The sequence below is a fragment of the Hymenobacter siberiensis genome (genome assembly GCF_018967845.1).
GTDB classification, from domain to species: Bacteria; Bacteroidota; Bacteroidia; order Cytophagales; family Hymenobacteraceae; genus Hymenobacter; species Hymenobacter siberiensis.
The window spans coordinates 2,765,024-2,789,909 of sequence record NZ_JAHLZZ010000001.1 but is presented as its reverse complement, the minus strand read 5'-3'; the positions used below and the strand labels follow the sequence as shown (position 1 = coordinate 2,789,909).

Sequence of the window (24,886 nt, the reverse complement as noted above, 5' to 3'; positions counted from 1 at the left end):
CATCACTCCTCCTTTTTATTGAGGCGCAAGCGCCGTCGTATTACTTGGCAACAGGCAGCACGACAGTGTCAATTACGTGGGTCACGCCGTTGCTCGAAATTACGTCGGCGATTTGTACGGTAGCGGGGGCATCTTTGCCATTGCCAACCATAACCTGGCCGTTTTTCACCGTAACGTACAGCTTTTCGCCGTTCACGGTGGTCAGCTCCTGACCGTCTTTCAGGTCGGCAGCCACGAGGCGGCCGGGGATGACGTGGTAGGTGAGCACAGCAGCCAGCTTGGCTTTGCTGGCGGGGTCCATCAGGCCGGCTACGGCACCTTTGGGCAGTTTGTCGAAGGCAGCGTTGGTGGGGGCAAACACGGTGAAGGGACCCGTACCGCTCAGGGTTTCAGCCAGGCCAGCCTGCTTCACAGCGGCAACCAGCGTGCTTACGCTCTTGGCACCGGCAGCATTCTCCACGATGTTTTTATCAGCCGTCATGGCCACGCCGTCTACCATCACGCCCTCGGGCTTGGCCATGCGGGCCGAATCGCCGGCCATCGATGCGATAGAATCAGCTGGATTCACGGTGCTAACAGTTTTGGTTTCGGTGGTGGCGGACTTGTCATTGCCGCAGCTAGCCAGCATGAGGGAGGTAGCCAGGGCAACCAGCAGGGGAGCAAAAGATTTTTTCATGAAACAGGTTGGTGTGAAAGAAGAAAAACAGGTAGGCAAAAAATAATTCTTGCCGTAAACGAATCTACGACTGTTAGCTTACGAAGCAATAGCCTACCCCGGATGTTTCGTAAGCCCATCAAATTATTACCTTCGCCGGCCGAAAGCAGTGTCTGCTTTCGGCAAAATTGTTTAATCCGCTAAAAAAACGCGATTCATGAAAACTGCCGCAATCCACACCAAAAAGGGTGTAATGAAAGTTGAGTTCTACGAGCAAGATGCTCCGAACACCGTTAAAAACTTCACCGACCTCGCCGAGAAAGGCTACTACGACGGCCTAAAATTTCACCGCGTCCTCCCGAATTTCGTTATTCAGGGCGGTTGCCCCAACACCCGCGAAGGTGCTAAGGGCCAGCCCGGCACCGGCGGCCCCGGCTACAAAATCGACTGCGAAACCAGCGGTGGCCACCAATACCACGAGCGCGGCGCGCTGAGCATGGCCCACGCCGGCAAAAACACGGGCGGCTCGCAATTCTTCATCGTGCACTCGCGCGACAACACCGCCCACCTCGACCGCGTGCACACCGTGTTCGGTAAAGTGGTAGAGGGCCTGGACGTTATCGACCAGATTTCGCCCAATGATGAGATTGAGAAAATCGTGGTGACGGAGGCGTAAACAGCCTCCTGAACAAGAAAGAACGTCAGGCTGAGCGTAGCCGAAGCATCTCTACTGCAACACTAATCCAATCAAGAGGAATAGTTGCGCGGCAGAGATGCTTCGACTACGCTCAGCCTGACGTTCTTTTTTTCGGATGCTCCGCCCAGCCCTATTTCTTCCCCTCCGGCGTCGGGTTCTCAATTTCCTGCACCAGCTGCCCGTACCAGCCCTCGCCGTACTTGCGAATGAGCGGCTCCTTGAGAAACTGGTACACTTTCACGCCCAGCTTGCCGCCGAAGTCACAGGCCGGATTGCAGATATTCCACCGGTCGTAGTTCAGCGCGTCGAAGCCTTCGTACTTCGTGATGCGAATGGGGTACAGGTGGCAGCTGATGGGCTTTTTGAAAGTGGTTGCGCCGGCCAGATAGGCCTGCTCGATGCCACATTTCAGGATGCCGCGCTCGTCCCAGAGGGCGTAGGCGCACTCCTTGTCCTCAATGGTAGTGGTGCTGAAATCGCCCTCCCAGTCCTTGATATACAGGCCCTGGGCTTCGATAGCAGCCTGCCCGGCCTCGGTGAGGAAGGGCTTGATGTTGGCGTATTCCTGCTCCAGAATCCGTAGCTCGGGCTCTTCGAGCGGCGCGCCGAGGTCGCCCTCCACGCAGCAGGCTCCTTTGCAGGCGTCGAGGTTGCAGACGAAAAAGTTGTCGGCGATGTCATCGGAAATGACCGTTTCCTGGATAATAATCATTCACAAAGATAACCCCGGCGGCGCGCGCCCGAAATGATGCCCATCCCCTGCCCGGACCTCCGTACCTTTGTAGACCCACTCAAAAAGTGGCTTATTCGCACATGGCACTAGATTATCTTTCCCTCCTCAATCCGTCGCAAGCCGCTGCGGTGATGCAAACCGAAGGCCCTTGCATGATTATCGCCGGGGCTGGCTCGGGCAAAACCCGGGTGCTCACCTATCGCATCGCCAATCTGCTCGAAAAAGGCGTCGACCCGTTCAACATCCTCGCCCTCACTTTTACCAACAAGGCCGCCAAGGAAATGCGCGCCCGCGTAGAAAAGGTAGTGGGCCCGGCGGCCCGTAGCCTGTGGATGGGCACATTTCACTCGGTTTTTGCCAAAATCCTGCGCTCTGAGGCCGATAAAATCGGTTATCCGCGCAGCTTCACCATCTACGACTCGCAGGATTCGAAAACCCTGATTGGCCAGATTGTAAAGGAGTTGGAGCTCGACGACAAGCTCTATAAATCCAGCCTAGTGCTGGGCCGCATTTCGGCCGCCAAAAACAAGCTGATTTCGCACAACCAGTACCTGAACGATGCCGCCATCAAGGCCGACGACGAGGCGACGATGCGGCCCAAAATCGGGATTCTGTACCAGCAGTACCAGCAGCGCTGTTTCAAGGCCGGCGCCATGGATTTTGATGACCTGCTGTTTAATACCAACGTGCTGTTTCGCGACCACGCCGACATTCTGAATAAATACCAGAATATGTTCAAGTTCGTGATGGTGGACGAGTATCAGGACACCAACTATTCGCAGTATTTAATTACCCGCAAGCTCGCGGCAAAAGAACGAAATATCTGCGTGGTGGGCGACGATGCGCAGAGCATTTACGCTTTCCGGGGGGCGGATATCACCAATATTCTCAATTTTGAGAAAGACTATCCCGAATTGCAGGTATTTAAGCTGGAGCAGAATTACCGCTCCACGAAAAACATTGTGTGGGCCGCCAATTCCGTCATTAAAAACAACCAGGCGCAATTACGCAAAGATGTATTTTCGGAAAATGAGGAAGGCACGCTGATTGAGGTACTAAAAGCTGCTTCGGACAACGAGGAGGGCAAATTAGTGGCCAATTCTATCTTCGAGGATAAGATGAACGGGCATTTGTCGTACGACAATTTTGCTATTCTTTACCGCACCAATGCGCAAAGCCGCGCGATGGAAGAATCGTTGCGGAAGTTAAATATCAAATACAAAATTGTTGGGGGCCTGTCGTTTTATCAGCGCAAGGAAATCAAGGATTTGGTGGCCTATTTACGGCTTACCGTTAACCAGAACGATGAGCAGGCTATTCGCCGGGTAATTAATTACCCGAAGCGCGGAATTGGTGATACCACCATCAGCAAACTGATTACGACGGCCGACGAAGCCAACCATACGCTGTGGGAAGTAGTGGCCCACGCCGACCAGTTTATGGCGGCGCGGGTGAGCAACCCCGTAGTAGGCTTCGCCGAAAAAATCAAGAGCTACATCGTGGTTGCCGAGAAAGAGGATGCTTTTGAAGCGGCCAAATTCATCGCCAAAAACTCCGGCATGCTGGAGGAGCTTTACGCCGACAAAAGCATCGAAGGCCTCTCGCGTTACGAGAACATTCAAGAGCTGCTGAACGGCATCAAAGAGTACGTAGACGACCCCGAGCGCGAAGACAAAAGCCTCGGCGCTTTCCTGCAGGATATTGCGCTGGTGACGGATTCGGACCTGAAAGATGCCGCGCAGGAAGGCGAAGCCGTGACGCTGATGACCATTCACTCGGCCAAGGGCCTGGAATTCCGCAACGTGTACATCGTGGGCATGGAGGAAAACCTCTTTCCGAGCCAGATGATGATTACCTCGCGGGCCGATTTGGAGGAAGAGCGCCGCTTATTCTACGTGGCCATCACGCGGGCCGAGAAAAAGCTGACGCTCAGCTACGCCACCTCGCGCTACCAGTGGGGCAACCTGCGTAGCTGCGAGAAAAGCCGCTTTCTGGATGAAATTGACCCGCGCTTTATCGATTTCAAATTTTCCTCCGGGCCAGGACCGGCCGAGGGCTCGCCGTTCCAGCACGTATTCGAGCGGCGCTCAAACCTGATTCCTACGCCACCGCGCAAGGTGCAGGCCACCAAATACGTAGCTCCGGCCGACTTCGCGCCCTCCGACACTTCTAAGCTGCAAACCGGCCAGCGCGTGGAGCACGCCAAGTTCGGCTTCGGCATGGTAAGCGCGCTCGAAACGCAGCAGGGTACTACCAAAGCTACTATCCAGTTTGAGGAAGTGGGCGAGAAAGTGCTGCTGCTGAGCTTTGCCAAGCTGCGGGTGCATTAATCTGGCAGCCCTTACAGCACGTCATGCTGAGCTTGCCGAAGCATCTCTACCGCTTCGTTGCAACGATTTAATTGCTCCTGCGGTAGAGATGCTTCGGCAAGCTCAGCATGACGTTCTTTTATGTACCACGCGACACCCCCCACGCCGTATCTTTGGCCTGAGCCCCGCCCCCGGCGGCCTCCCTCCTGCTTTTTATGACCGATATTAATTCCCTGCCCTTCCACCTGCAGCTGCTGGTGCGCGAATACGGGCACAGCACTTACCAGCTCATTCAGGGCCTCAAAGACATTGAGGACGTGGCCGAGCGCACCAAGCGCGCCACCGCCATTGTGCAGCTCATGCTGCGCCTGCAGCCGGCCCTGCGCGACCTGCCCGAAATCCAGACCCGCCTCTGGAACCACCTGCACGCCATGGCCGGCGAGGACGTGGCCCTGGAAGCCCCCGTGGCCCTGCGCAGCCTCACGGTACGCACCGAAAAACCCGGCCGTGTGCCTTACCCGCGCACCGCCCCCAAGCTGCGCGTTTACGGCGCAGCCATCGAAGCCCTGATTGCGAAGGCCCTCACCCTGGAGGATGCTGACGAGCGCGAGCAGGCCACCATCCAGATTGGGCGGACGATGAAGTTCCTCTACCGCCAGCACAATAAGGAAAACGCCAAAGATGTAACCATTCTGAAGCATTTGGGCGAGCTTTCGGGCGGTAAGCTCACACTCGACCCGACATTGGTGGACAGCGAAAACCTGTTTGAGATGCCGGCGGCACCAGCCGGGACGAAGCCGTTTATCGTGCCCCAGCCGCAGCCCCAGCAGCGCGAAGGCCAGAACCGCGACCGCCGCGAAGGCCGCGACCGCGACAACCGGGGCAGTGGCTTTGGCAACAAAAACGGCAAAAAGCGCAAGAAAGGCCGTAGCCAGGAGCCGCAGCAGCCCCCGCAATAATTGCTTTAGCTGTTAGCTGACAGCTATATAGTCGTCAGCATTTTAGTAAAACAAGTCGAATTTATTTACCCAAAAGCTAGCAGCTAACAGCTATTAGCTAACAGCTCAAACAAAATGGCTGCATTTGAAGTACGCGGCGGCAAATCCCTGCGCGGCGAAATCACGCCCCAGGGCGCTAAAAACGAAGCCCTCCAGATTCTCTGCGCGGTATTGCTGACGCCGGAACCCATTACCATCAGCAACATCCCCGATATCCGCGACGTCAACAAGCTCATCGAGCTGCTGCGCGATATGGGCGTGAAAGTGGGCAAGCTGGCAACGGACACCTACGTTTTCCAAGCCGAGAATATCAACCTCGACTACATGGACACGCCCGAGTTTGTGGCCCAGGCCGGCGCGCTGCGCGGCTCGGTGATGATTCTCGGGCCCATGCTGGGGCGCTACGGGCGCTGCCAGCTACCCAAGCCAGGCGGCGATAAAATTGGTCGCCGGCCAATGGACACCCACTTCCTGGGCCTCGAAAAGCTGGGCGGCAAGCTCACGCTGGAAGGCACCGATTTCTACCGCATCAAGGTCGATGGCAAGTTGACGGGCGCCCACATGCTGCTAGACGAAGCATCGGTAACCGGCACGGCCAACATTCTCATGGCCGCCGTGCTGGCCGAAGGTACTACCACCATCTACAACGCCGCCTGCGAGCCTTACTTGCAGCAGCTGTGCCGGATGCTGGTGCGCATGGGCGCTAACATCCAAGGCATTGGCTCCAACCTGCTCACCATCGTGGGCGTGGATAAGCTGGTCGGCACCGAGCACCGCATGCTGCCGGACATGATTGAAATTGGCTCCTTTATCGGCCTCGCGGCCATGACGGGCTCCGAAATCACCATTAAGGACTGCCAGATTCCCGAGCTGGGCCTCATCCCCGATACTTTCCGCAAGCTGGGCATTCAGCTTGAATTCCGGGGCGATGATATTTTCATTCCGGCCCAGCCGCACTACGAAATCGCCACCTACCTCGACGGCTCCATTCTGACAGTGAGCGACCACACCTGGCCGGGCTTCACCCCCGATTTGCTCAGCATTGTGCTCGTAGTGGCCTGTCAGGCCAAGGGCACGGTCCTCATTCACCAGAAGATGTTTGAGTCGCGCCTGTTCTTCGTCGATAAGCTCATCGACATGGGCGCGCAGGTTATTCTTTGCGACCCGCACCGCGCCACCGTTATCGGCCTCGACCAGCGCACGCGCCTGCGCGGCATCACCATGACCTCGCCCGACATCCGGGCCGGCGTGGCCCTGCTCATCGCCGCGCTGTCGGCCGAGGGCAAAAGTACCATCGAAAACGTGGAGCAGATTGACCGCGGCTATCAGAATATCGATACGCGCCTGCAAGCGCTGGGGGCTGATATTCGCCGCCTGTAACGCAAGCGCTGCTTGATGCAAAAAATGCCCGGCCTTCCTGCCGGGCATTTTTTGTTGCCAGCTATATGGGTTACTTCTGCTTGTGCGCTGGCATAAAAGCAGCTGCGCAGCTACTGTTTCTGGTTTCACTTTATCATTGAATGAATCATGAAATACTCCCTTGGCATTGCCCTGGGGCTGGTAGCCCTGCTATGCGGCTGTAGCCACACCAAGAATGATGCAGAAGCCGTTGCCGACGTAGCTCCGCGCTCGCCACAGTACCTGATGAGTGCGCCAGCTCCCCTACAGGAGAGCCCAGACGCTGATGATGAAGCGGCTACTGCCGACGTTATTCCGGGCCCCCGGCCCTATACCGAATCAATCGTTGCCCCCCTCTCGCCTGCTCATTTACCACGCCGATTTACGCCTGAAGGTGGCCAACCTGCCGCGTGCCAGCGCCCGCCTCGACAGCCTTGTGCACCGCAACGGGGGGTACCTCAGCGCTGCTACCGAGGTGCGGGCCGAGGGCGAATGGCGGCAGGCGATAACCATTCGGGTGGCCCCGGCCCGCTTCCAGCCGCTGATGGCCGCGTTGGGTGGTTTGGGCACCGTGGAAGAAAAAAAGCTAACTACCGACGATGTGACGGCCCAGCACGCCGACGTAGCCGCCCGCCTCGCCACCAAGCGCGCCGTCGAAAAGCGCTACATCGACCTGCTGGCCCGCGACCGCAAAATCAGCGAAGTGCTAGAAGTGGAAGGCAAAATCGGCGAGGTGCGCGAAGAAATTGAGAGCACCGAAAGCCACCTCAAAACGCTCAACGATGAAGTAGCTTATTCCATCATCTCGCTCACCTGCTACCAGCCCCTGCCCCAGCCCGTACCCGAGGCCCCGGTCGTATCATTCGCCAGTCGCCTCGTAGAATCTTTCTATACCGGCTGGACGCTGATTACCAGCCTGCTGATTGGCATGGCAGCTATCTGGCCCTTCCTGCTGCTGGGCGGAGCCGGCTGGTAGGCCGTGCGGCGCTGGCGGCGCACGGCCTACCAGCCGAGGTCTGAAAAACCCAAAAAGCCCCGCCGCAGCACCAGTTATGGTACCGCAGCGGGGCTTTTCAGCTCAAGGCCAAAGTCGGATTTAATCCATTACCAAGTCCACCACGGCATTTACCACCGACAAGGCCAGGCTGAATAAGAGCGCATTCAGCAAGCCGTGGACATCGAAGCTACTCATCAGGAAATCGGCCAGCTTTACGATGATGACGTTGATAACCAACAGGAAAAGGCCCAGCGTGAGCACCGTAATGGGAAAGCCCAGAATTTGCAGAATGGGTTTCACAATGGCATTCAGAATGCCCAGCACGATAACCAGAATGGCCGCGCTGCCCATGCCACCCAGCACCACGCCCGGCAGCACCATGCTGAGGCCATACACCAGCACAGCGGTAAGAATGAATTTGAGAATGAATCCTAACATGGCAACAAGGGTAAAAGTGAAAGAAGGTTACTCGGCGTGCATGCCTTTGGCCGGCAGCCGTCCCTGCGATACGGCCATCCAGTTGCAAAGCTGGTAGAGCAGGCGCGCGCCCACAATGGCGTTCCACTCGGTGTCGCCGGGCGCTACTTCGTTCAGGTCGCAGCCGATGATTTGGATGCCCGCCCGCACGATGGACCGCAGCAAATACGTGGCTTCCTCAAACTCCAGGCCGCCGGGTACGGGCGTACCGGTACCGGGGCACAGCTTGGGATCGAGGCCGTCGATATCGAAGCTGATGTAGACCTTTTTGGGCAGCTGTGCGATGATTTTGCCGCATACCTTCTTCCACGACTTCTTGGAAAACTTCTCGTCGCTCAGGAACCGCTGGCTGAATAGCGCCACCCGGCCGTTGGACTGGTCGATGAATTCGGCCTCCTGCTGGCAGAAATCCCGGATGCCCACCTGCACCAGCTTCTTCACCTGCGGCAGCTGCAGTGCGTTGTGCATAATGCTGGCATGCGAATACTTAAAGCCCTCGTAGGCAGGCCGCAGGTCGCAATGGGCGTCAAACTGCAGAATAGCAAATTCCTGGTGGCGCTCGGCCAGTGCATGCAGGTAGCCCAAAGGCGTGCTGTGGTCGCCACCCAGCACCACCACGCCTTTGCCGGCATCGAGCAGGGCACCCGTTTTGGCCTTCAGCCACTGTATCATCTTGTCGCCGCCGGCCGTAGCCTGGGCGGGCACGCTTTCGTGCTTTTTGCGGTCGGCTTCGGGCTGGCCTTCTTCCAGCCAGCCGATGTAATCGGCGGCAAGAGGGCGCAGCTTGCGGCTGGCTTCGGCAATGGTTTCGTCCTCCGCCTCCATGGCCAGGCCGAGCTTCCAGGCATTGGGCACGTCAGAATCGTACAGGTCCACTTGCAATGAAGCTTCGCGGATGGCGGCCGGGCCGGCGGCCGTACCGGCGCGGTAGCTCACCGTTACCTCCCACGGCACGGGCACTACCACTACCTGTGCCTCCTCGGGCGTGAAAGGCAGGCCGAACAGGCCGCTATCTACATCGCCGGGCGCGTTGGGGTCGAAAGAAGCTATTTTTTGGGCTAAGGCGTCCGCGTTAGACATTGGAGGTGCTGCGTAGGTAAATAGTAAAGTTGAAGGCGAAAAAGAACGTCATGCCGCACCGGCCGCTGCAACTCCCGGAAGCAGTGGCCCAAGTTCAGCGAACGGGCCGGCGGGAGAATTGCAACGGCCGGCGCGGCATGACGGGCCGGAACGCGGTCAGGCATTCCTAAAACAGGTATCAGGCCGACATCTGGCTGCCCAGAAAGTCGTAGCTACGGATTATTTCTAGAATTTTACCGAACGTCACCCGGTCAAAAAACAGCATCAGCGGCAATTCCACCGTATTGTCGCGGTCCGAGAACTGCGTGATAACCGAGAAGATGAGGGGCTGTAGCTGCTGGTCTGGCAGCAGGCTCTGCAGGTTTTCAGCTATGTCACCTTTGGGGGCTACCGGTGGGGCACCGTAGATATTGGCTTTCAAAATATTGGCCAACTGCGTGACCAGTGCCCCGGTAATGATATTGCTGATTTCAAGCAGCAGCGACTCCTGCAGCTCATTTAGCTCCAGGGTTTCGGACGTTTGCATGCGCAGGCATACCCGTGAGAGGCGCTGAACGTGCTGGCCCGAGAAAAACATGAGCGTCGTACCGTTGAAATCACCCCGGATATCGGACTGAATGGGCACGTGCCGTGTCTGATAATCGCGCACGCGGTGCAGAATATCGTCGCTCATCAACAGGTCGATATTGGGCACCTCGAGTAACACCCGCTCCTGGGCGATAACGGCGAATGAATCGGCGGCGCGGGCCAGGCCGATATTTAGAATCTCGCGGATTATATCACGCTCTAAATCAGTCATCGATAAATCCATAACGTCGAAGATAGGGGAAAGTGCAGCTGCGAGGACTGGGATGAAAGAAAGGAAAATTAAGGACGTTTGGTCAGAAACAGGCGAGTCAGGGCTGGCACATCCAGCACCAGGCACACTTGCCCGCTGCCGAGCAGGGTTACGCCACCAAACAGGTCAATGGTATCCAGGGGTTTACTTAGGGGCTTGATGACAATGTTTTGCTGCCGGATGAACCGGTCAACCAACAAGCCCAGACGGCGGTTATTATAATTCACAACCAGAACCTGCTGAGCACCAGTCATATCAGCTTTATCGGCGAAGGGCAGCAGTTCATCGCCCTCGTCGTGCAGCAGCATTTGCAATGGCACCAGCGGCACGGCCTGGCCCTGCACATGCGTTACAAGCATGCCGCCTACCACCGAAATCTGCTCGGGTTGCAAGGCCAATACGGTATCGGTGTGCATCAGCGGGATGGCATAGGGGCGTTCCTCTACTTCTACCAGCAGTGCGCCCTTTACGGCAATGGACGTGGGCAACACCAAGGTGAACGTAGTACCCTGGCCCAACTGCGATTCCACCCGCAGCTGGCCACCCAACGAGTCAAGGGCCATCTTCACCACATCGAGGCCCACGCCGCGGCCCGAAATATCGGTAACCTTGCTGGCCATGGAGAAACCGGGCTCGAACAGAAGCGCCCACACCCCTTGCTCGTCCAGGGCGGCGGCGGCCGTGGTCAGGCCACGCTCAATGGCCTTGCGGCGCACGGCTTCGGTATCGATGCCCCGGCCATCGTCGCGCACCTGAATGAGCACGTCGTCGCGCTCGGTCAGGGCCGAAAGGGTGAGGTGGCCAACGGTAGGCTTGCCAGCCGCTGCCCGCTGGGCAGTGGTTTCGAGGCCGTGGCTGACGGCGTTGCGCACCAGGTGCAACAGCGCGTCGGTGATGATTTGCAGGATGTTGCGGTCAATCTGCACATCCTGACCGCTGAGGATTAGCTCCACTTCTTTGTCTTCGGCGCTGGCTACATCGCGCACAACCCGGGGAAACTTATTCAGCAGCACCCCCACGCCCACCAGGCGGGCATCCATCACACTATACTGCAAGTCGTCGGAAATGCGGAACAGGTGCTGAGCAGTGGCCAGAAGCGCAGGATTACCGATTTCCTGTGCCAGCGTCATAATCCGGTCGCGGTCAATAACCAACTCCCCTACCAGATTCAACAGATTGTCAAGCTTTTTGACCTGAATATACACCAGGTCCGAAAGCTCCATTTTCTTGCCTGACTCTTCCTCCGACTCCGCCGCTTCGGCTTCTTCCAGAATCGGCTCCTCGCCCCGCACCAAGCGGTCAAGGTTGTCCAGCAAGGCGGTGGCATCGGGCAGGGCCTGGTCGGCTCCCACTGCCCGAATCATGTTGCCCAAGGCATCAACCCCGGCAAAAACCACCTTGATGAGCGCCCCGCTGAATGTGCGCTCCTGGTCCCGAATCAGCCCAAACAGGGTTTCGAGGTGGTGCGCCACTTCGCCCAAATCGGCAAAGCCCATGGCGCGGGCATTGGCTTTGAGGTTGTGCATGAGCCGGAACAGCTCATTAAGGGCCGGGCCAGCATTGGGGTTGCGCTCAAGCTCGCTCAAATGGCGGCTCATGGAGTCGTAATACTCTAGCGCTTCGGCCATGAAAAGCTCCCGGTATTCTTGGTCGCGCGTTTTCATTGGGCCTTAGAAATTAAATAGATAAACCAACATTCCGGCGCACTCAGGCACATCCCATCGTTTCCGAAGGAATATGGCAGGGCAACGAAACGTTGTCGCAGCACCTTACGCAGCCTGTTCTGAGGCGTCGTTTTGCAGCGCCGCACCCACGATTTCCAGTACTTTCTCTTCCGAGAACGGCTTCACGATGTAAGCCAAAGCCCCATTTTCAATGGCTTCCGTAACGATAGCCTCCTGGCCTACCGCGCTGCACATCACTATTTTGGCGGAGGGCTGAATCTGGCGGAGGCTTTTCAGCACGTCCAGTCCGGTGTTATCGGGCAGAATCACGTCGAGGGTAATGAGGTCGGGGGAAGTTGAAGCGGCCATTTCCACCGCCTGGGCACCGTTTGCAGCCTCGCCCACTACTTCGTAGCCGGCATCGGTGAGCATATTTTTGAGCATCGTGCGCATGTAAAATGAGTCGTCGACGATGAGGATGCGCTTATTCATGGAATTGGGGAATATTAGATTTAACGGGTAGCCGGACGTAGTTGCGGGCCACCCTTGTACGGGGTCGGCGCTATGAAGATGCCGTTTTGCCCGGCAGGCGCATCACTTCGCTTGGAGTCAGCAGCTTGCGCATGTCTAATACGATGATAACGCCGCCCTCCGGGAGTTTGGCGATGCCTTCGAGGTACTTGTCGCGGGTGCTGGAATCCTGCACGAACTCCGGCGCAGGTTCAATCTGGCTCAGGGGCATGGTGAAGGGGCGCGGCACTTCGCGCACCATCAGGCCGAGCACATAGTCGGCCGCTTCCACGGCAATGGTGTAGCTGCGCTCGGGAATGGGCCGGCCGGCCGGCCGCAGCCGAAACCGCTCTTCCAGGTCCAGAATGGCAATAATATCGCCGCGCAGGTTGGCAATGCCCTTGATGAAAGGCGGGGTTTTGGGCATGCGGGCCACATCGGGCGTCACGGTTACTTCCTTCACCTGCTCAATGCGAATGCCGTAGTCCTCATCGCCGAGGCGAAACACGATAAGCTGCACCAGTTCGGCGGGCTTGGCGCGTCCGGGCTTGGTAATGGGCGTGGGTACTTCAGTCTCAGCCATGCAGGGTTAGTCGAAAAAGGGCTAAACGAATAGATTGAGAGTTATTTAGCTTTTGATTTGGCTGCCGTCTTACTGGTTTGAGCAGTTTTTACAGCTTTGCCATTTTTCGTCTCTTTGCCGGTAGCGGCTGGCGCGGGGCGGGCTTCCTCCACCTGGGGAACTGCTCGTGCACGAATCGGGCGCTCCCGGCGGATGGGGGCCGCAGGCGCCAGAGGTGCGGCGGCTTCGGGCCGGACCCGACGAGTGGGGATGGACTGCCGACTGGATTCAGCAACCGGCGCAGCCGCGCCCCGGCTCTGGGAACGGCGGGCAGCCATGCCATGCTGCGGTTGCGGCGCAGGGGCATATGATTCGCGGGCACGGTAGATGTCGCGGGCTCCCCGGCGCACGGGTTCCGGCTCGGGCTCCGGCTCGTAGGAGCTGAGGCGGAAGGTTTCGAGGCCAGCCTGGAGGTCGTCGGCAATGTCGGTGAGGCGCTGCGAGCTGGTGGTCAGCTCCTGCATGGCCGTCGAGAGCTGCTTGGCAGTCCCGGCTACCTGTTGGGTGCCGGTGGCCGTTTGCTCGGCAATGGCCACCACTTCCTCCACGTACTTCACCACGTCACTAATCGAAGCTTTCTGAACTTCGGTAGCCGTGAGAATGTCGCGCGAGGTGCGGAGCGTTTCGCCGCTGCTGGTAGCAATGTTCTTAAAGGCCGAGCTGGCTTCGAACGTGGCGTTCTTGCCTTTCAATACCCGATTTTCCATGGTCGAAATGGCCGTGGCGGCCGTGGTCGTATCCTTCTTAACGTCGTCAACCAGTGTGGCAATTTCGTTGGCCGAGCGGCGGGAGCTTTCGGCCAGCTTCCGGATTTCCTCGGCTACTACGGCGAAGCCACGGCCGGCTTCGCCGGCGCGGGCAGCTTCGATAGCGGCGTTTAGCGCCAGCAGATTGGTCTGCGAGGCGATGTCAGTGATTACGCCCAGCGACTTGCTGATTTCGCCTGAGCGGGTGCTCAGTACTTCAATGGTGCGCGAGGTTTGCGAAGCAGCGCTGGATATTTCTTCCATGTTTTTCACCACTTCGGCCACCGTTTTCAGGCCAAGCTGCGAGGTCTGCTCACCCAGGATTGCCGATTTGTTCACGACATCGGCCTTGTTGGCCGTCTCCTTGGTGGCCTGCATGATTTCTTCAATCAGCTTGAAAGCCTGGTCGGTTTTCAAGGCCTGGTTCTGAGCGCCTTCGGCCATTTGCTGCATGGCCAAGGCCACATCGACGGTTACGCGACTCATTTCCTGGCCTTTACCGGCCATTTCTTCCGAAGAAGTGCCCACAATCTGCGACGAGTCATTGATTTCGCCGAGCAGCTCGTTCAGGTTTTCGACGGCCAGGTTCAGGGCATCGGCCATGGCCAGAATGTCGCCCGTGGTGGGCACGTCTACGCGCTGGGTCAGGTCGCCTTCCGAGATGGCGCGCACCACGCGGGCCACTTCCAGCACCGGCGAGGCGATGGATTCGAGCAGGGCATTGAGCGTGTCCACCAGCTCTTTCCAGCTGCCCGATACGCCGCCTACCGTGGCGCGCTCGGTCAGCTTGCCTTCCACCCCGGCCACTTTGGCCACGCGGCTCACTTCGACGGCGAGACGGTTAAGGTCGTCCACCATGCTGTTGATGGTGTCGGCCAGGTCGGCCACTTCGCCTTTGGCTTGCAGCGTCAGCTTCTGGGTCAGGTCACCTTTCGATACGGCCGTTACTACTTTCACAATGCCCCGCACCTGGGTGGTGAGGTTGGAGGCCATGTAGTTTACGTTGTCGGTCAATTCCTTCCACACGCCGGCCACATTTGGTACGCTGGCCTGCCCGCCGAGCTTGCCCTCGGTGCCCACTTCCTGCGCCACGCGGGTTACCTCACCGGCGAAGATGTTCAGCGAATCAACCATCTGGTTGAGGTTGTCCTTCAGGTCCAGCAACTCGCCTTTTACATCGACGGATACTTTCTGGCTAAGGTCGCCGCGCGATACGGCGGTAGCCACGTTAGCAATGTCCCGTACCTGCGAGGTCAGGTTACTGGCCATCGTGTTCACGTTGTCAGTCAGGTCTTTCCAGGTGCCGCGCACGTTGGGCACTTTGGCCTGGCCGCCGAGCTTGCCTTCGGTACCTACTTCGCGGGCCACGCGGGTTACCTCGTCGCCGAAGATGTTCAGCGAGTCCACCATCTCGTTGAGGTTTTCCTTCAGCTGGAGGAGCTCACCGCGCACATTCACCGTGATTTTCTGACTGAGGTCGCCTTTGGCTACGGCGGTGGCCACGTTGGCAATGTCCCGCATCTGCGAGGTCAGGTTGCTGGCCATCGTATTCACGTTGTCCGTCAAGTCCTTCCACGTTCCTGATACCTTGGGCACGTTGGCCTGACCGCCGAGGATACCCTCGGTGCCCACTTCGCGGGCCACGCGGGTTACCTCGCCGGCGAAGATGTTGAGCGAGTCCACCATCTGGTTCAGGTTGTCCTTCAAATCCAGCAGCTCGCCTTTTACATCGACGGTAATTTTCTGCGAAAGGTCACCTTTCGATACGGCGGTGGCCACGTTGGCAATGTCCCGTACCTGACTGGTCAAGTTGCTGGCCATCGTGTTCACATTGTCGGTCAGCTCTTTCCAGGTGCCGCCTACGCGGGGCACCACGGCCTGGCCGCCGAGCTTGCCTTCGGTACCTACTTCGCGGGCCACCCGGGTTACTTCGTCGCCGAAGATATTGAGCGAGTCCACCATCTGGTTGAGGATGTTCTTCAGCTCCAGGATTTCGCCCTTCACGTTCACCGTCATCTTCTGGCTGAGGTCGCCGCGAGCTACGGCCGTGGCTACGTTGGCAATATCCCGCACCTGCGAGGTCAGGGCCGCTGCCATATCGTTTACGTTGTCGGTGAGGGCTTTCCACACACCGGCCACGTTCGGCACACTAGCTTGGCCACCTAGTTTCCCTTCGGTGCCTACTTCCTGCGCCACGCGGGTTACCTCACCGGCAAACAGGTTGAGGGACGCCACCATCTGGTTCAGGTTCTGCTTCAGCTGCAGGAATTCGCCCTTTACATCGACGGTTACCGTCTGGGTCAGGTCGCCTTTGGCTACGGCCGTCGCCACGTTGGCAATGTCCCGCACCTGACTGGTCAGGTTGGAGGCCATGTAGTTCACGTTGTCCGTCAGGTCTTTCCATACGCCGGCCACGCTCGGTACCGAGGCCTGGCCGCCGAGGCGGCCTTCGGTGCCCACTTCCTGGGCCACGCGGGTTACTTCGCCGGCAAACAGGTTCAGCGAGTCCACCATCTGGTTCAGGTTCTGCTTCAGCTGGAGCAGCTCGCCTTTCACATCGACGGTTACTTTCTGGCTCAGGTCGCCTTTGGCTACGGCCGTGGCTACGTTGGCAATGTCCCGCACCTGACTGGTCAGGTTGCTGGCCATGTTGTTTACGTTGTCCGTCAGCTCCTTCCACACGCCGGCCACGTTAGGCACGCTGGCCTGGCCGCCCAGCTTGCCCTCGGTGCCCACTTCGAGGGCCACGCGGGTTACTTCGCCGGCAAACAGGTTCAGCGAGTCCACCATCTGGTTCAGGTTCTGCTTCAACTGCAGGAATTCGCCCTTTACATCAACGGTGATTTTCTGCGACAAGTCGCCTTTGGCTACGGCCGTGGCCACGTTGGCAATGTCCCGCACCTGCACGGTGAGGTTCGAGGCCATGTTGTTCACGTTGTCGGTCAGGTCTTTCCAGATGCCGCCCACGTTAGGTACTGAGGCCTGGCCACCGAGCTTGCCCTCGGTGCCCACTTCCTGCGCAACGCGGGTTACTTCACCGGCGAAGATGTTGAGGTTGTCAATCGTTTTGTTGATGGTTTCGGCCATCAGCTTGAAGTCGCCCGACACCGGAATCTGAAAGCTTTCGTCCAGATTACCGCGACTGATGTTCTTCAGTACTTTGCCCACTTCCAACACTGGCACGGCGATGCTGTCCACCAGGCCGTTGATGTTGTTAATCATATCGCGCCAGAAGCCGGCGGCCCCGTCGGCCGAGGCCCGCGCCTTGAGGTTGCCCTCTACCCCAGCCACTTTCGAGATGCGCGACACCTCGCCGCCTACCCCGGCAATCATGTCCACCATCGAATTATAGGCTTCCGCGATTTCGGCAAAAATATCGTCATTTTGCTTGGTAAGCCGCACCGAAACATCGCCCTTCTTAAAGGCATCGAGGGCGTAGAGCACCCGGTTGAGCTGGTCGTTGACGTAGCCCGGGTCCTGGGTATCGACGGAACCGCGCGAGCCGCCCCGTTTGCGGGTCAGGTCGTTGTTGGTACGCACCACATCGAGCGACGAAACCGCACCGGCGTCCGGCGTAGTGCTGTCGGTGGCATCCGTAATAGTTGCGGAAACACGCCGGGCCTTGGGTCGCGGATTCTGGGGGGAAGCCATATATAGTACGAGTATCGAGTCGGGAAGGGGAAAGCTAATCGGGAGGGCGAAGTACGGGGGTTAGCCGCGAATAAGCAAAGGTAACGCCACCGGCTACGGCGCTGAACCCGTTGGCCCGCCGACTCGTTCCCGGGGCGTGTCTCCGGCCGGATTATTGCTCCCGGATGCTACTGCTAAGAATTAAGCGGCATCTTTGCGGCCAATTTTAACTTTTCGGCGCAGCTGGTCGTTTCATCATTACAGTTTCTCCATTCCTACTGCCGCACCCCTTTACCCGCCCACATGGTCAAGAATTTAGTTATCGTCGAGTCGCCGGCCAAGGCGAAAACCATTGAAGGCTACCTCGGCCAGGATTTCGTGGTGCGTTCCAGCTACGGCCACGTCCGCGACTTGCCGAAGGACAATAATGCCATCGACATTGCCAATGGTTTCAAACCTACTTATGTTGTTTCGCCCGACAAACGGGAGCTCATCGCGCAGCTGAAAAAACTTTCGAAGGAAGCCGAAACCGTCTGGCTGGCGAGTGACGATGACCGCGAGGGTGAAGCCATCTCATGGCACCTGGCCGAAACGCTGAACCTGCCCGAAGCTAAAACGCGCCGCATCGTATTCCGCGAAATCACCAAAAACGCCATCCTGGCCGCCATTGCCGACCCGCGCACCGTGAACCAGGATTTGGTGAACGCCCAGCAGGCCCGCCGCGTGCTCGACCGCCTGGTGGGCTTCGAGCTGAGCCCCGTGCTCTGGAAAAAGGTGAAGCCCGGCCTGAGCGCCGGCCGCGTGCAGAGCGTGGCCGTGCGCCTGGTAGTAGAGCGTGAGCGCGAAGTGGCCAGCCACCTGAGCGCCAGCGCCTACCGCGTAGTGGCCCGTTTTGATGCCGGCCGCGGTGCGGTGCTGGAGGCTGAATTACCGACCCGTTATAAGGTACAGGCCGAAGCCGAGGCTTTCCTGGAGCGTTGCGTGGGTGCGTCGTATCAGATTGAGAGCCTTGATAAGAAGCCCGGCAAGCGCAGCCCGGCCGCGCCATTTACCACGTCTACGCTGCAGCAGGAGGCCTCGCGCAAGCTGGGCTTTTCGGTAGCCCAGACGATGAGCGTGGCCCAAAAGCTATACGAAGCGGGCAAAATCAGCTACATGCGGACGGACTCGGTGAACCTGTCGGGCGAGGCCATGGCGGGCGCGCAGACGGCCATCACGGCTGCTTATGGGGCCGAGTACCACCACACCCGGACGTTCAAAACCAAGTCAGCTTCGGCCCAGGAGGCGCACGAAGCCATCCGGCCCACCGATTTCGCTTTGGTGAAGGCAGGTTCCGACTCGTCGGAGCAGCGCCTGTATGACCTGATTCGCAAGCGGGCCATGGCTTCGCAGATGTCGGAGGCGGTGATTGAGCGCACCACGGCCATGATTGGCATCAGCACCCAGCCGGGCGTCACGCTGTCGGCGACGGGCGAGGTGATTACGTTTGAGGGCTTCCTGAAAGTGTATGCCGAGAGCAAGGACGACGAGGACGAGGACGACGCCAAAGATGCCGAATCGAGCTTCTCGCGCGGCCTGCCACCGCTGAGTGTGGGGCAGGATTTGCCCCTGCAGCGCTTCAGCGCCACGGAGCGGTTTTCGTCGCCGCCGGCGCGCTACACCGAAGCCTCTTTGGTGAAGAAGCTGGAGGAAATGGGCATCGGCCGGCCTTCTACTTATGCTCCCACCATCAGCACGGTGCAGAAGCGCGGCTATGTGGAAAAAGACACCCGCGAAGGCAAGGAGCGCAAGTTCCACGTGCTGACGCTGGACGGCAGCGCGGTGACTACCGAAGTAAAAACCGAGAACTACGGCGCGGAGAAAGCCAAGCTATTTCCGACGGATACGGCGATGGTGGTGAACGACTTTCTGGTGGCCCACTTCCCCACGATTGTCGACTTTCAGTTCACGGCCAAGGTGGAGGACGAGTTCGACCAGATTGCCAACGGCCACGAGGACTGGACGAAGATGCTGAGCGGCTTCTACGGCAAGTTCCACGCGACCATCGAGGCCGGGCAGGACATTGACCGCAGCACCGTGGGCGCCACCCGCGAACTGGGCGTGCACCCCGAAACCGGCGAGCGCATCTCGGCCCGACTGGGCAAATACGGCCCCTACGTGGCCCTGGGCGATACCGAAGGCGAAACCAAACCTGCCTACGCCAACCTGCGCAAGGGGCAGTTCATCGAGAGCATCACCTTAGAAGATGCGCTGGAGCTGTTTAAGCTGCCGCGCGTGGTGGGCGAGTTTGAGGAGAAGGCCATGACAGCCGCGCTGGGCCGCTTCGGTCCCTACATCCGGCACGACAGCAAGTTTTTCTCCCTCACCAAGGAGCAGGACCCGCACACCATAACGGCCGAAGAAGCGGTGACCCTGATTGAGCTGAAGCGCAAAACCGATGCCGAGCGCCTCATCAAGAGCTTCGCCGAAAATCCCGACATTCAGGTGCTGAACGGCCGTTTCGGCCCCTACATCGTGGCGGGCAAGAAGAACGTGAAGATTCCCAAGGGCGAGGAGCCCACGGAGCTAACCCTGGAGCGCTGCGTGGAGCTGGCCGACGCCACCCCTGACAAACCCGCCAAGGGTGGCCGCTTCGGCAAGAAAGCTGCGCCCGCCAAGGAAGAAAAGAACACCGACGCACCGACCAAAAAGGCTGCTAAAGCTACTGCTGCTAAAAAGCCGGCCGCCAAGAAAGCCACGACCAAAGCGGCCGCCATGAAGAAGCCGGCCACCAAAACAGCAGCCGCGAAAAAGCCGGTGGCCAAGATGAAATAATTCGTAATGCCTGACGTTAGCAGTTTCGAGTAAAAAAGCCCGCGTAGTGCGGGCTTTTTTCTTTTTCATTGAACCGATGCGCGTCCTTCCCTCCTTCCTGTGGCTGAGCGCTGCCGCCCTTTGCAGCTTCGATTATCCAGGCCGTGAGGTGACTCCGCAGCGGCCAAGGGCGCTGGTTTATGCCTGGCAGCCACAGACACAGCAGGCACTGGGCGCCCGCTTCCCCGCTCCCGCCGGCTGCCGGCGCGTGCCCGTGGCGGCTGGCAGTTGGGGCGAGTGGCTGCGCTGGCTGCCGCTGAAACCCGCCGGCACCAAAGCCCGCCTCTACAACGGCCAACTGAAAGACCGGCAGGACGTGGTGGCCGCCGTGGTCGATATCGACGTGCCGCCCCAGGATTTGCAGCAGTGCGCCGATGCCGTGATTCGCCTGCGGGCCGAGTACGTCTTTAGCCACGACCCCAATAAGCTGCATTTTCACCTCACCACGGGGTACGATTTTTGGTTTTCGGATTTCGTGGCCGGGCGCACGTTTCGGGTGGCCAACGAGGAGGTATTGCCCGCCACCCGGCCCGCCGAAGCGCCCACCCACGCGGCGCTGGCCCGCTACCTGGTGCCCACGTTTGGCTACGCGGGCACGCTGTCGCTGAGCCGGGAACTGCGGACGGTACCGCTGGCGCAGGTGCAGCCCGGCGATGTGCTCATTCACGGCGGCGCGCCCGGCCATGCCGTGCTGGTGGTGGAGGTGGCCGAAAATATGGTTTCGCATCAGCAATACGTGCTGCTGGCCCAGAGCTACATGCCGGCCCAGAGCATTCACCTGCTGCGTAACGTGGACGCACCCGCCCTCGGGGCATGGTTCGCGGTACCCGGGCCGAATGAGGCCGAATTTGATACGCCCGAATGGACGTTTGCCCGCCAGGAGCTGAAGCGGTTTGAGTAGCACCTAGCCCGGCTCGATGGCTTCAATGGCGGTGGCGCTAAGCTCGTCGAACTGCCGGATGATGCGGTCGGCCTGATGCAGGTCCTGTCCGACGGAGTGCGGGCTGGCGTAGGCAATGCAGTAGATGCCGGCGGCTTTGGCGGCCGTCACGCCGTTGGCGGCGTCTTCAATAACGATGCACTCCGCGACGGGCGTTTCGGCCAGCTCGGCGGCGCGTAGGAAGATGGCCGGATTGGGCTTTGATTCGGCAAAATCTTCGCCGCTGAGGCGGTGCATAAAGTAGGCATCCAGCTCGAAGCGGTCGAATACCCGGGAAATGGTGGCTTTGGAGGCGGAGGACGCTACGACCAATTGCAGGCCGTGGCGGCGCAGGTCTTCGATGAGGGCGCGCACGCCGGGTAGCAGGTCGAGCGTGGTGTCTTCGTCGAACGCCTGGTTGAACAGCTCGCGCTTGCGCATCACCATGGCTTCTACATCTTGCGGAAGGTTATAGCGCTGCTTGAGTAGCTGGAATACGTTGCGCGTTGACTTGCCCAGAAACGTGGCGTATTCGGCAGCCGAAACGGGGATGCCCAGCTCGGCAAATTCGGCCAGGAAAGCGTGGTGGTGCAGGGGCTCGGTGTCGATAATGACGCCGTCCATGTCGAAAATGACCGTACGAATCATGCGGGGCAGGCAAAAGGATGATGGCGGGTAAAGGTACCGGCTGGCAATTCGGCACCGCTTCCCTCCCCTGCTGAGAAAGCAGGAAAACTTTTTTACCAGAACAATGTATAGACATTAAATGTATATACATTTTTCAAATCAACGCATCTAATCACGCCCCCTATCATGGCCCGCACCGTTCTGCATCTTGCCAACACCCGCGGCCACGCCAACCATGGCTGGCTCAACTCCTTCCACACCTTCAGCTTTGCCGGCTATAACAACCCCGAGCGCGTGCACTTCGGCGCATTGCGCGTGCTGAACGACGACACCGTGGCCGGCGGCATGGGCTTCAGCAAACACCCGCACGACAACATGGAGATTATCTCCATCCCGCTTTCCGGCGACCTGGAGCACCAAGATTCGATGGGCAACAAAACCGTGATTCGTGAAAACGACGTGCAGGTGATGACCGCCGGCACCGGCGTGGCCCACTCCGAGAAAAACCACAACAGCAAGCAGGAAGTGAAGTTTCTGCAAATCTGGGTGTTCCCCAATCAGCGCGGCATCAAGCCCAACTACGGCCAGCAGACCTTCACCCCGGAGGCCCGTCACAACCAGCTTTTGGAAGTGGTGTCGCCCACCGCGGATGGCAGTAGTGTGCACATTCAGCAAGACGCCTGGTTCTACCTCGGCAATCTCGACCAGGGCTTTACCACCGACTACGCCGTGAAAAAAGCCGGCAACGGCGTCTACGCCTTCGTGCTGGAGGGCGACGTGACCATCAACGGCCAGGCCCTGCACCGCCGCGACGGCTTCGGCATCTGGGAAACCGATAAGCTGGAAATCAGCGCCGACAGCAAGGCGGAGCTGTTGCTGATGGAGGTGCCGATGGAGTTTTAAGGCTTTTTGAACGAGCCTGTTTGAACGTCATGCAGAGCACAGCGAAGCATCTTGCCCGCAGCAAGTAACTCAATCAACAGGATTAGTGGTGGCGGGCAAGATGCTACGCTCTGCATGACGTGCTTTTTCCTTTCGTTCTTTTCGCGCATCCGCAGCCAACAACATGAACCACGCCCCCACGACCTACCCCGTTCACGACCTTATCCGCAGCCGCTGGAGCCCGCGCTCCTACTCGGCCCAGCCCATTGCGCAGGACACCCTGAATCAGGTTTTCGAGGCCGCTTCCTGGGCCTTTAGCGCCATGAACGCGCAGCCATGGCAATACATATATGCTCATAAGGCCGACACGACGGCATTCCAGAAAATCCTGGATACGCTGATGCCCGGCAACCAGCCCTGGGCCAAAAATGCCCCGGTGCTCATTATTGCCCTGGCCAAAACGCAGTTTGACAACGGCCAGCCCAACGGCGCGGCCCTGCACGACCTGGGCGCGGCCAACGCCACGCTGTTTCTCGAAGCCACCGCCATGAGCTTGCACGGCCACGTAATGGGCGGTTTCGACCGCGAGAAGCTGCGCCAGAATTTCAACCTGCCCGACAATGTGGCCCCGGTGGCGGTGCTGGCTCTGGGCTACCTCGGCGAAGCCGAACTGCTGGAAGAGCCTTTCCTGAGCCGCGAGAAAGCCGCCCGAAACCGCAAGCCCCTGGCCGAGTTTGTATTCCACAACGAACTCCCCGCTACCGTATGAAAACCCGCCTCACCCGCGCCGCCGAGCGCGGCCTCAAAGACATTGGCTGGCTGAAAAGCCACCTCTCGCTCAGCTTCGGCCCCTACCCCGACCCGGAGCGCAGCGGCTTCGGCCTGCTCCGCACCTTCAACGACGACGTGGTGCAGCCCGGCGGCGGCTTCGGCATTCACGGCCATGCCAACATGGAAATTATCTCGGTGATGCTGGCCGGCAGCATGAACCACAAGGACACCCTCGGCTATACCGAAGTGGTGCACCAGGACTGGGTGCAGATTATGAGCGCCGGCAGCGGCCTGCGCCACGAGGAGCACAACGTGGGCGACGACGACGTAAATTTCCTGCAAATCTGGATTGAGCCCAAGCTCCAAAACATTGGCCCGCGCTACCAGCGCCGCCAGTTCCCGGAAGCAAAACGCGAAAACCAGCTCACCACCATCGTGAGCAACGAGGAAGGCCAGGTCCACTGCTGGATAAACCAGAACGCCAGGCTCTCGCTGGGCTACTACACCGAAGCCCAAACGATGGACTACGCCTTCAAGCCGCTGAATAAGCTGCTGTTTCTGTTCGTCATCAGCGGCTCCGTGACGGTGGCCGGGCAGCTTGTGGGCACTCGCGACAGCCTCGGTATCTGGGAAACGGACAGCGTAAGCATCGAAGCCGCGGCCGGTACGCGGTTCTTGTTGATAGAGTGCCCCATTAACCACTAACGGGAATTATCGGGGCGGGCTTTTCAGGTCAGGCTGTACCCCCCAGCCCCCTGGATGCGTAGGAGGATTCAATACCTTCACGCTTCTCCTCATCAATCCCACCATACATGTCCGACAACACTGCTTCGCTTCCCAATCAGGATGGCCTGGTTTTCCGTCAGAACACTCATAACCCGCCCCTGAGAAACGGCCTCACCCCGCGCCAGCGCGTGCAGCAGGCCGCTTTTTATGGCCATGATGTGCGCAACGACCCCGAACGCCGCGCGGCCTACGGACAGCATACGGATGAAATCCTGCGCTCGCCCTACTCCGTGGCCGTGGCCGACTACCTGAATGCCCCCAACATCACCAACGTCGATTTCAGCAATTACCATGGGCGGGTGGGCGATGATATTCTGGTGCAGGCCAGCGACGATTTCGCCATTCACCACGTCCACGTCCTCATTCAGAATCCGGATGGCAGCACCGTAGAAGAAGGCAATGCCGTAGCCGAATCGGACGGCACAACGTTTCGCTACGTGGCCACCGCACACAACGACTCGCTGGCCGGCGACAAGATTACCGTGACCACCGCTGACTATCCCGGCAACGAAACAACTAAGCAGGAAGTCCTGTAGCGCGAATGCTGTAGTTCGCGTCCCTGCGCCTGTCGCGACGTTCCAAAACGCTGCCTACAAAACCCACACTACTAAAAACGCGCCGCTGCTCCCGTAACTGGAGCGGCGGCGCGTTTTTGGTTCCAACCGGCCCACAGTGTAGCCTAGCCGCCTATCTT

The 24,886-nt window shown here is 59.0% G+C and carries 21 protein-coding genes; 11 read left to right on the top strand and 10 right to left on the bottom strand.

The genetic code is table 11. The annotated features are described in order from the left end of the window. Positions 1-40: 40 nt before the first annotated feature. The gene (locus KQ661_RS12030; protein ID WP_216688576.1) at positions 41-676 is read right to left on the bottom strand and encodes a fasciclin domain-containing protein; all 636 of its coding nucleotides are present in this window, start codon (positions 674-676) and stop codon (positions 41-43) included. 196 nt (positions 677-872) lie between these two features. On the opposite strand from KQ661_RS12030, the gene KQ661_RS12025 reads away from it, so the two are divergent. After that, a complete protein-coding gene (locus KQ661_RS12025) occupies positions 873-1,331 on the top strand; it encodes a peptidylprolyl isomerase (RefSeq protein ID WP_216688575.1) in 459 nt (152 codons plus the stop codon). Positions 1,332-1,482: 151 nt separating this feature from the next. Here KQ661_RS12025 and KQ661_RS12020 read toward each other — a convergent pair whose 3' ends face one another. Continuing rightward, a complete protein-coding gene (locus KQ661_RS12020) occupies positions 1,483-2,064 on the bottom strand; it encodes a DUF3109 family protein (protein WP_216688574.1) in 582 nt (193 codons plus the stop codon). A gap of 101 nt (positions 2,065-2,165) precedes the next feature. On the opposite strand from KQ661_RS12020, the gene KQ661_RS12015 reads away from it, so the two are divergent. The 4 genes from KQ661_RS12015 (at position 2,166) to KQ661_RS12000 (ending at position 7,766) form a co-directional block, all read left to right on the top strand. Then, positions 2,166-4,415 (top strand): ATP-dependent helicase, encoded by a 2,250-nt coding sequence (locus KQ661_RS12015; protein WP_216688573.1) that lies wholly within the window; start codon positions 2,166-2,168, stop codon positions 4,413-4,415. 194 nt (positions 4,416-4,609) lie between these two features. Then, positions 4,610-5,353, top strand: a complete 744-nt coding sequence (locus KQ661_RS12010; RefSeq protein WP_216688572.1) for a DUF4290 domain-containing protein — start codon at positions 4,610-4,612, stop codon at positions 5,351-5,353. A gap of 114 nt (positions 5,354-5,467) precedes the next feature. Next, positions 5,468-6,772, top strand: a complete 1,305-nt coding sequence (gene murA / locus KQ661_RS12005; protein ID WP_216688571.1) for a UDP-N-acetylglucosamine 1-carboxyvinyltransferase — start codon at positions 5,468-5,470, stop codon at positions 6,770-6,772. 364 nt (positions 6,773-7,136) lie between these two features. Next, a complete protein-coding gene (locus KQ661_RS12000; protein WP_216727143.1) occupies positions 7,137-7,766 on the top strand; it encodes a DUF4349 domain-containing protein in 630 nt (209 codons plus the stop codon). A gap of 120 nt (positions 7,767-7,886) precedes the next feature. On the opposite strand, the gene KQ661_RS11995 is transcribed toward KQ661_RS12000, so the two are convergent. From KQ661_RS11995 to KQ661_RS11965, 7 genes are all read right to left on the bottom strand, one after another. Then, positions 7,887-8,225: a phage holin family protein gene (locus KQ661_RS11995; protein WP_216688569.1), complete on the bottom strand. Its 339-nt coding sequence runs from the start codon at positions 8,223-8,225 to the stop codon at positions 7,887-7,889. Between the two features lie 27 nt (positions 8,226-8,252). After that, positions 8,253-9,344, bottom strand: a complete 1,092-nt coding sequence (locus KQ661_RS11990; RefSeq protein ID WP_216725978.1) for an agmatinase family protein — start codon at positions 9,342-9,344, stop codon at positions 8,253-8,255. 178 nt (positions 9,345-9,522) lie between these two features. Beyond that, the gene (locus KQ661_RS11985) at positions 9,523-10,143 is read right to left on the bottom strand and encodes a chemotaxis protein CheC (RefSeq protein WP_216690676.1); all 621 of its coding nucleotides are present in this window, start codon (positions 10,141-10,143) and stop codon (positions 9,523-9,525) included. A 68-nt stretch (positions 10,144-10,211) separates the two neighbouring features. After that, positions 10,212-11,846 carry a chemotaxis protein CheA gene (locus KQ661_RS11980; protein ID WP_216725977.1) on the bottom strand — a complete coding sequence of 545 codons (1,635 nt, stop codon included), beginning with the start codon at positions 11,844-11,846 and terminating at the stop codon, positions 10,212-10,214. Between the two features lie 105 nt (positions 11,847-11,951). Continuing rightward, positions 11,952-12,338: a response regulator gene (locus tag KQ661_RS11975; RefSeq protein WP_216725976.1), complete on the bottom strand. Its 387-nt coding sequence runs from the start codon at positions 12,336-12,338 to the stop codon at positions 11,952-11,954. 70 nt (positions 12,339-12,408) lie between these two features. Continuing rightward, positions 12,409-12,939, bottom strand: a complete 531-nt coding sequence (locus KQ661_RS11970) for a chemotaxis protein CheW (protein ID WP_216688566.1) — start codon at positions 12,937-12,939, stop codon at positions 12,409-12,411. Positions 12,940-12,980: 41 nt separating this feature from the next. Beyond that, positions 12,981-17,375 (bottom strand): methyl-accepting chemotaxis protein, encoded by a 4,395-nt coding sequence (locus KQ661_RS11965; RefSeq protein WP_235726968.1) that lies wholly within the window; start codon positions 17,373-17,375, stop codon positions 12,981-12,983. Between the two features lie 282 nt (positions 17,376-17,657). On the opposite strand from KQ661_RS11965, the gene topA reads away from it, so the two are divergent. Both topA and KQ661_RS11955 read left to right on the top strand, forming a co-directional pair. Continuing rightward, positions 17,658-20,168, top strand: a complete 2,511-nt coding sequence (gene topA, locus KQ661_RS11960) for a type I DNA topoisomerase (protein WP_216725974.1) — start codon at positions 17,658-17,660, stop codon at positions 20,166-20,168. Positions 20,169-20,244: 76 nt separating this feature from the next. Further along, on the top strand, positions 20,245-21,108 hold the full coding sequence (locus KQ661_RS11955; RefSeq protein ID WP_216725973.1) for a DUF4846 domain-containing protein: 864 nt from the start codon (positions 20,245-20,247) through the stop codon (positions 21,106-21,108). 3 nt (positions 21,109-21,111) lie between these two features. On the opposite strand, the gene KQ661_RS11950 is transcribed toward KQ661_RS11955, so the two are convergent. After that, entirely contained in the window at positions 21,112-21,774 is a 663-nt protein-coding gene (locus KQ661_RS11950) for an HAD family hydrolase (protein ID WP_226915541.1), read from the bottom strand. 165 nt (positions 21,775-21,939) lie between these two features. Here KQ661_RS11950 and KQ661_RS11945 point away from each other — a divergent pair, with 165 nt between their 5' ends. From KQ661_RS11945 to KQ661_RS11930, 4 genes are all read left to right on the top strand, one after another. Beyond that, complete coding sequence (locus KQ661_RS11945; RefSeq protein ID WP_216688563.1) at positions 21,940-22,656, top strand: pirin family protein; 717 nt, start codon at positions 21,940-21,942, stop codon at positions 22,654-22,656. Between the two features lie 163 nt (positions 22,657-22,819). Next, positions 22,820-23,404 carry a nitroreductase family protein gene (locus KQ661_RS11940; RefSeq protein WP_216727142.1) on the top strand — a complete coding sequence of 195 codons (585 nt, stop codon included), beginning with the start codon at positions 22,820-22,822 and terminating at the stop codon, positions 23,402-23,404. Next, the gene (locus KQ661_RS11935; RefSeq protein ID WP_216688561.1) at positions 23,401-24,111 is read left to right on the top strand and encodes a pirin family protein; all 711 of its coding nucleotides are present in this window, start codon (positions 23,401-23,403) and stop codon (positions 24,109-24,111) included. Before KQ661_RS11940 ends, KQ661_RS11935 begins: the two co-directional genes overlap by 4 nt. 107 nt (positions 24,112-24,218) lie before the next feature. Further along, positions 24,219-24,728, top strand: a complete 510-nt coding sequence (locus KQ661_RS11930) for a hypothetical protein (protein ID WP_216725971.1) — start codon at positions 24,219-24,221, stop codon at positions 24,726-24,728. Positions 24,729-24,886 lie beyond the last annotated feature (158 nt).